The 7,292-nt window shown below is 70.1% G+C and carries 7 protein-coding genes; 2 read left to right on the top strand and 5 right to left on the bottom strand.

Going from position 1 to position 7,292, the window contains the following annotated elements; translation table 11 throughout:
* Positions 1-883: helix-turn-helix domain-containing protein (locus tag AB7U92_RS18045; RefSeq protein WP_428580010.1), on the top strand; the 883-nt coding region annotated here is incomplete at its 5' end.
* Positions 884-1,014: 131 nt separating this feature from the next.
* Positions 1,015-2,670 (top strand): tannase/feruloyl esterase family alpha/beta hydrolase, encoded by a 1,656-nt coding sequence (locus AB7U92_RS18040; protein WP_428580007.1) that lies wholly within the window; start codon positions 1,015-1,017, stop codon positions 2,668-2,670.
* 18 nt (positions 2,671-2,688) lie between these two features.
* Here the strand turns inward: AB7U92_RS18040 and AB7U92_RS18035 are convergent, their stop codons facing one another.
* The 5 genes from AB7U92_RS18035 to AB7U92_RS18015 all read right to left on the bottom strand — a co-directional run bounded on the left by AB7U92_RS18035 (position 2,689) and on the right by AB7U92_RS18015 (position 7,243).
* Entirely contained in the window at positions 2,689-3,396 is a 708-nt protein-coding gene (locus AB7U92_RS18035) for an ABC transporter ATP-binding protein (RefSeq protein ID WP_428580004.1), read from the bottom strand.
* A complete protein-coding gene (locus AB7U92_RS18030) occupies positions 3,389-4,144 on the bottom strand; it encodes an ABC transporter ATP-binding protein (protein WP_428580001.1) in 756 nt (251 codons plus the stop codon). Before AB7U92_RS18030 ends, AB7U92_RS18035 begins: the two co-directional genes overlap by 8 nt.
* Entirely contained in the window at positions 4,141-5,106 is a 966-nt protein-coding gene (locus AB7U92_RS18025) for a branched-chain amino acid ABC transporter permease (protein WP_428579998.1), read from the bottom strand. Before AB7U92_RS18025 ends, AB7U92_RS18030 begins: the two co-directional genes overlap by 4 nt.
* Positions 5,103-5,963 carry a branched-chain amino acid ABC transporter permease gene (locus AB7U92_RS18020; protein WP_428579996.1) on the bottom strand — a complete coding sequence of 287 codons (861 nt, stop codon included), beginning with the start codon at positions 5,961-5,963 and terminating at the stop codon, positions 5,103-5,105. Before AB7U92_RS18020 ends, AB7U92_RS18025 begins: the two co-directional genes overlap by 4 nt.
* A gap of 104 nt (positions 5,964-6,067) precedes the next feature.
* Complete coding sequence (locus tag AB7U92_RS18015) at positions 6,068-7,243, bottom strand: ABC transporter substrate-binding protein (RefSeq protein ID WP_428579993.1); 1,176 nt, start codon at positions 7,241-7,243, stop codon at positions 6,068-6,070.
* Positions 7,244-7,292: the final 49 nt, after the last annotated feature.

Here is a 7,292-nt window from a genome sequence, read left to right as displayed (position 1 = left end):
CGATGGCCGAGAACTACGTCGGCCTGCCGCTTTGACGGAAATCGCGCCGCTGCCCGGCCCCGACGGCCTGTTCCGGGACTCGGTGGCACCGCGGTTCCTCGCCGACAGCACTGCCGCCGGCTGGCAGGGGGCGTTCTTCACCGACATCGTCGGTGCGCCCGAAGGCACGATCGACCACGTTCACGAGCGGTACTGCCTGGTGCGCATGCACTCGCCGGTGGCCAACCGCCAGGTCGGTCGCACCCCGTGGCAGACGCTGCCGCCGGGCCTGCAGCTCGCCTGCCCGGGCCAGGAGCAGCACCTGCACTGGCGGGGCAGCAGCCGCAGCGAGTTCCTGTTCATCGAGCCCGAGCGCGCGCAGCAGCTGCTCGACGGCATTCCGCGCAGCCGCCTCGCGGCGCCGGCGCCGGCGCGGCTGCGCGCGCTCGGCCCGCTCTTCGACGCACTGCGCATGGACCTGGCCGCCGACAGCCCGGCGGGCCGCCTCGTCGGCGACTGTCTGGTGGCCGGCATCGTCGGCCAGCTGGCCGTCGGTGACCCGCCGCGCGGCCAGGCCGTGCTGGATCCCCACGCGCAGCGGCGGCTGGTCGATTTCGTCGAGGCGCACTTCGATCGATCGCTCCCGCTGTCGCAGCTTTCGGCCGTCGCCGGCGTCGGCGAACGTCATCTGCTGCGTGCCTTCCGCGCGACGATGGGATGTTCGCCCCACCAGTACCTGCTCGCGCGCCGCGTCGAGCACGCCAAGGCGCGCATCGTGCAAGGCTGGCCCCTGGCCGACGTCGCGCTGGACAGCGGCTTCGCTGACCAGAGCCAGCTGACCCGCACCTTCCGCCAGCGCACCGGCACCACGCCGGGCCGCTGGCGCGCCGCACGGCACCACTGAGGGCCGCGCCCGCCGTAGGCGGGCGTGTCGGGAATCGACAAGACCGGCGCCTGGGGCGTCTCTAGATTGGCGTGCATCCGCCGGTGCCGACGCAGTGCCGGCGGCGTTCGACCCCACACCGGAGACATTCCATGACGACCACCCCTCGCCTGGCGGCCGTGTGCACCGCCGCTTTGCTGGCCGCCTGCGGCGGCGGCGGCGATTCGCCCGCCCCCGTGGCCTGCACCGACCTCACCACCGCCCGGATGGGCATCGCCGGGCTGCAGGTCGCCCGTGCCGTCGAAGTGAGCGCCGCCGGCGACCTGCCCGCGCATTGCCAGGTCACCGGCTCGCTCGACGCGCGTACCGGCATCGACGGCAAGCCCTACGCGATCGGCTTCGAACTGCGCACCCCCCTGCCCTCGGCGTGGAACGGCAAGTTCTTCTTCCAGGGCGGCAGCGGCACCAACGGCGTCATCGTGCCGGCCACCGGCAACCTGCTCAATGCACCAAGCGGCACCGCACTGTCGCGCGGCTACGCCGTCGTCAGTACCGACGGCGGCCATGCCACCGGCGCGTCGGATGCGACCTTCGGCCTCGATCCACAGGCGCGCAGCGACTACGGCTACAACGCGGTGGGCCGCGTGACCACGGTGGCCAAGCAGATCGTGACGACACGCTTCGGTCGAGGGCCGTCGCGTTCCTACCTGCTCGGCTGCTCGAACGGCGGGCGCGACGCGATGGTCGCCGCGTCGCGCTTGGCCAGCCAGTACGACGGCTTCGTCGCCGCCAACCCCGGCTTCAACCTGCCCAAGGCCGCGATCGCCCAGGCCTGGGACACACAGCAGTTCTTCTCCGCGGCGAGCGCGCCGGGCCAGTTGCCGAAGGACATCTTCCCCGCGTCGGCGATGACGCTGGTGGCGCAGCGCATCCTCGCGCGCTGCGATGCGCTGGATGGCGTGGCCGACGGCATGGTCCACGACCGTGTCGGCTGCCAGGCGGCCTTCGACCTCGCCACCGACGTGCCCAGCTGCACCGGCGGCCCCGCCGCCGATTGCCTGACCACGGCGCAGAAGTCGGCACTGGAGCGCGTGTTCGCCGGGGCGCAGAACGGCAACGGCGACAGCCTGTATGCGAGCTGGCCCTGGGACGCGGGCGTGGCCGGGGCGGGATGGCGATTCTGGAAGCTCGACGCCGGCTTCGCGCCGCTGCCCTTCAACACGCTGATCGGCGCCGGCGCGATGGGCTACATCTTCACCTCGCCGCCGGATGCGCCGGACCTTTCCGACGGCGGCCTCGGCTACCAGCTCGGCTTCTCGATGGACACCGATGCGCCGAAGATCTTCGCGAAGAACGCCACCTTCGCCGAGTCGGCCATGGAGTTCATGACGCCGCCGCAGCCAACGCAGCTGAACACCCTGAAGTCGCGCGGCAAGCTGATCGTGGTGCACGGCACCGGCGACCCGGTGTTCTCCGCCAACGACACGATCGCCTGGTACGACGCGCTGCGCAGCGCCGACGCCGATGTGGCGAGCTACGCGCGACTGTTCCTCGTGCCCGGCATGAACCACTGCTCGGGCGGGCCGGCCACCGACCGCTTCGACATGCTCGCGGCGCTGGAGGCATGGGTCGAGCGGGGCTCGGCGCCCGAGTCGGTCACCGCCTCGGTGAACGCCGCCGACCCCGATGTCGTCGCGGCAGGCTGGCCGGCCACGCGCACGCGCCCGTTGTGCGCCTACCCGAAGCAGGCCGTGCTCAGGCCCGGGGCCACCGAGACCGAGATCGCCTCCAGCTTCCAGTGCCAGTGAGGCTGCCGACTCGCAGGCTCAATGGTGGGCGACGGACAGCCAGGCCTCGAGCGTCTGCGGGTCGCGCAACAGCGCCTCGCTCTCGCCCTCGTGCACGACGGCGCCGCGGTCGAGCACCACGGCGTGGTGGGTGATCGGCAGGATCATCTTCGGGTTCTGCTCGACGATGATGGCCGACATGCCCTCGTCGCGCACCACGCGGCCGATCGAGCGCAACAGCTCCTCGACGATGATCGGCGCGAGGCCCTCGAGCGGCTCGTCGAGCAGCAGCAGCTTGGGGTTGAGCACCAGCGCTCGTGCCACCGCGAGCATCTGCTGCTCGCCGCCGGAGAGCTGGTTGCCGAGGTTGCGCTGGCGCTCTTCCAGCCGCGGGAACATCTCGTAGACGCGCGCGACCGTCCACGGCCCCGGCCGCGCCACCGCGGTGAGGTTCTCCTCGACGGTCAGCGACTTGAAGATGTTGCGCTCCTGTGGCACCCAGCCGATGCCGGCGGCAGCGCGCTTGAACGACGGCAGCGTGGTCAGCTCGACGCCATCGAGCACGATGCGGCCGGCGTGGTGGCGCGTGGCGCCCACCAGCGTGTTCAGCAGCGTGGTCTTGCCGGTGCCGTTGCGGCCGAGCAGCGCCAGCGAGCGGCCCTTCTCCACCACCAGGCTGATGCCCTGCACCACCACGGCCTCGCCGTAGCCGGACTTGAGGTTCTCCACCCGCAGCAGCTCAGCCATGCGGCGTGCCCTCCCCGAGATAGACCGACTTCACGCGCGGATCGCTGGCGATGCTCTTCACGTCGCCTTCCGCGAACAGCGCCCCGTTGACCAGCACGGACACGGTGCGCGCGAAGTTGAAGACCAGGTCCATGTCGTGCTCGATCAGCAGCACCGTCACCTCGGCCGGCAGCGCGTTGACGATGTCGAAGATCTCCTGCCGCTCGCCCTCCGGCACGCCGGCCACCGGCTCGTCGAGCAGCAGCACGCGCGGGTTGCAGGCCAGCGCGGTGGCGATCTCCAGCTGGCGGCGTTTGCCGTAGGCCAGCAGCGCGACTTTCTGGTCCTGCACGTCGTCGAGGTGGAACTGCCTGAGCAGTTCGTCGCAGCGCTGGGCGACGCGCTCATCGCGGCCCAGCGCCTGCCACAGCCGGCCGCTGATGCCGAGCTGGTTGGAGACCGTCAGCGCCAGCGACTGCAGCGGCGTCAGCTCGCTGAACAGCTGGTTGATCTGGAAGGTGCGCACGATGCCGCGGCGCACCCGCTGGTGCGAGGGCAGCCTGGTGATGTCCTGGCCTTCCAGGATCACGCTGCCGGCGGTGGGCTCGAGCACGCCGGTCAGCAGGTTGATCAGCGTGGTCTTGCCAGCGCCGTTCGGGCCGATCAGCGCCTGGCGCGCGCCCTTCTCCACCTTCAGCGACACGTCGTTGGTGGCCGCGAAGGCGCCGAAGCGCTTGACGAGGTTGCGGGTCTCGAGGACGACGGTCATGAGCCGCTCCCCTTGCGGAACCACAGCCAGGGCTTGAAGAAGCGATCGCGCCCGACCATCACCAGCACGACGAGGAACAGGCCCAGCCAGAAGGTCCAGTACTGCGGCGTCCAGGCCGAGAGCACATCGTGCAGCAGCTTGAAGGCGATCGCACCGAACAGGCCGCCCCACAGCCAGCCGGCTCCGCCGATCACCACCATCAGCATGGTGTCGGCGCTGCGGTGGAAGTCCAGGCCGTCGAGCGAGGCGAAGCCGCTGGTCTGCGCCATCAGGCCGCCGGCCGCGCCGGCCATCGCGGCCGAGATCGTGTAGATCACGCCGAGCCTGGCGTCGACGTTCAGGCCGATGGCCGAGGCGCGCAGCCGGTTGTCGCGGATCGCCTGCAGCGACCAACCGAAGGGCGAGTGCACGATGCGCCGCGCGATCAAGAGGCCGATCACCAGCACCACCAGCGAGTAGGCCAGCGCGACGCGGCCGTAGAGATCGAACTCGAAGCGGCCGAACAGCGAGCCCATCACCACGCCCTGCAGGCCATCGGCGCCGCCGGTGAACTCGAGCTTGTTGGCGAGTTCGTACAGCAGCGCCGCCACGCCCAGCGTGATCATCAGCCGCGCCATGTCGGAGCCACGCATCACCAGGATGCTGCTGGCCGCACCGAGCAGCGTGGTCACGCCGATCGCCACGGCCAGGCCGACCAGCGGATCGGGATTCACGTGCTTGGCGAACAGTGCGGCCGCATAGGCGCCGGTGCCGAAGAAGGCCGCATGGCCGAGCGAGACGATGCCGGCATAACCGAGGATGAGGTCGAGCGAGACCGCGAACAGCGCGAAGATGGCAATTTCGTTGGCCAGCAGCGAGTGCTGCTCGCCGGCGGCGAACCAGCTCAGCGGCAGCGCGACGAGGATCGCGATCTCCCACGGTTTCCAGCGGCGGCCGCTGGCGAGCGAAGCAGCGGCGCTCATTTCGTCGCCCCCTGGCCGAACAGGCCCTGCGGGCGCCAGAACAGGATCGCCACCATCAGCGCATAGACCACGAAGGCGCCGAGCTCCGGCACGTAGTACTTGCCGAACACGTCGGCGATGCCCAGCAGCAGCGCCGCCAGCAGCGGGCCGGTGATCGTCGTCGTGCCGCCCACCGACACGACGATGAGGAAATAGATCATGAACTTCAGCGGGAAGCTCGGGTCCAGGCCCAGCACCTCGGCACCGAGCGCGCCGCCCAGTCCGGCCAGGCCCGAGCCCACCGCGAAGGTGACGCTGAACACCTGGTTGACGTTGATGCCGAGACCCGCGGCCACGCGCGGGTCGTCCACCGCGGCGCGCAGCCGGCTGCCGAAGCGCGTGCGCGCCAGGATCAGCTGCAGGATGGCGGTGAGCACCAGGCACACCACGACGATGAAGAGCCGGTACTTGCCGATGCCCACGCCGGCGATCTCGAACCGGCCTTGCAGGAACTCCGGCAGCTTGATGATCTGCTGCTGCGAGCCGACGACGTAGTCGACTGCCGCCACCGCCATGAAGACGATGCCGATCGAGAACAGCACGTGGTCGAGGTGCGGCCGCTTGTACATCGGCCGGTACAGGGTGCGCTCGGCCACCGCGCCGACCGCCGCCGGGATCAGGAAGGCCAGCGGCAGCGTGGCCAGGAATGGGATGCCGGCGCGCTCCATCAGCAGCACCGTCACGTAGCCGCCGGCCATCGCGAAGGCGCCGTGCGCCAGGTTGACGAAGTTCATCAACCCGAGCGTGACGGCAAGCCCGACCGCGAGCACGAACAGCAGCATGCCGTAGGCAATGCCGTCGAAAAGAAGAGTCAGCATGATGGAAGGAGCTCGGTGCCCTCAAGCGGCCGCCGCGGATCCGGCTCCGCCGGTCCGCCGGCGGCGCCCCCTGGGGGGAGCGCCGTGAGGCGCTACGGGGGGAGTCAGTTCTTCCCGGGGTCCTTCATCGCCTTGATGGCGTCGAACTCGACGTTGTGCAGTTCGCCGCCCACGCGCTCGACCTTGCGGATGTACATGTCGTGCACGATGTCGCGCGTCTGCGCGTCGATCAGCACCTGGCCCCGCGGGCTCTCGAACACCTGGCCCTTCATGGCGTTGAGCAGCGCGTCGCCGCCGGCGCCCTTGGTGACCTTCAGCGCCTCCATGATGATGCGCATGCCGTCGTAGCCGCCCACGGCCATGAAGTTCGGCCGCATGCCGTTGTTGGCCTTCTTGAAGGCGTCGACGAACTTCTGGTTGGCCGCCGACTTGTGGTTCGCCGAGTAGTGGTGCGCGGTGACCACGCCGAGCGCCACGTCGCCCATGTCGTTGAGCTGGTCGTCGTCGGTGATGTCGCCGGTGCCGATCAGCCGGATGCCGGCCTTGTCCAGACCACGCTCGGCGAACTGCTTCATGAAGGCCGCGCCCTGGCCCGAGGGCAGGAAGACGAACAGCGCATCGGGCTTCGCATCGCGCACCTTCTGCAGCACCGGCGCGAAGTCCGGGCTGCGCAGCGGCGTGCGCAGCTTGTCCATCACCGTGCCGCCGTTGAGCGTGATGCGGTCGGCGAAGAACCTCTCGGCATCGATGCCCGGGGCATAGTCGCTGACCAGGGTGACGACATTCTTGATGCCGTTCTTGTTGGCCCATTCGGCGATGGCCACCGAGGCCTGCGGCAGCGTGAAGCTGCTGCGCACCACATAGGGCGACGCCTTCGTGATGGCCGAGGTGGCCGCGGCCATCACCACCATCGGCGTCTTGCTCTGCGTGGCGATCGGCGCGGTGGCCATGGCCGCCGGCGTGATGCCGAAGCCGGCCAGCGCGACCACCTTCTCCTGCACCACCAGTTCCTGGGCCAGGCGGCGGGTCGTGTCCGGCACGGTGGCATCGTCCTTGACGATCACCTCGACCTTGCGGCCGGCGATGGTGTTGCCGTTCTGAGCCAGGTAGAGCTTCACGGCCGCATCGATCTGCCGGCCGGTGGTGGCCTGCTGGCCCGTCATCGGCAGGATCAGGCCGATCTTGATCGGGTCGGCAGCCATGGCTTGCGGGCCGACGAGGCCCATGCCCAGGGTCAGGGAGGCAGCGGCGAGGCCGCGCAGGGCAGTGCGCTTGTGCATGTGAAGTCTCCAGGGAGGGGGCCCGATTCTCGCGCCGGCCGGTCCGGCG

The organism is Piscinibacter sp., assembly GCF_050175855.1.
Lineage (GTDB): Bacteria > Pseudomonadota > Gammaproteobacteria > Burkholderiales > Burkholderiaceae_C > Piscinibacter.
This window is presented reverse-complemented; position numbering and strand designations above follow the sequence as displayed.

Excerpts from the sequence above, each read along its gene's own strand:
- AB7U92_RS18040 (WP_428580007.1), top strand. The coding sequence starts at position 1,015 with ATGACGACCACCCCTCGCCTGGCGGCCGTGTGCACCGCCGCTTTGCTG.
- AB7U92_RS18035 (WP_428580004.1), bottom strand. The coding sequence starts at position 3,396 with ATGGCTGAGCTGCTGCGGGTGGAGAACCTCAAGTCCGGCTACGGCGAG.
- AB7U92_RS18030 (WP_428580001.1), bottom strand. The coding sequence starts at position 4,144 with ATGACCGTCGTCCTCGAGACCCGCAACCTCGTCAAGCGCTTCGGCGCC.
- AB7U92_RS18025 (WP_428579998.1), bottom strand. The coding sequence starts at position 5,106 with ATGAGCGCCGCTGCTTCGCTCGCCAGCGGCCGCCGCTGGAAACCGTGG.
- AB7U92_RS18020 (WP_428579996.1), bottom strand. The coding sequence starts at position 5,963 with ATGCTGACTCTTCTTTTCGACGGCATTGCCTACGGCATGCTGCTGTTC.
- AB7U92_RS18015 (WP_428579993.1), bottom strand. The coding sequence starts at position 7,243 with ATGCACAAGCGCACTGCCCTGCGCGGCCTCGCCGCTGCCTCCCTGACC.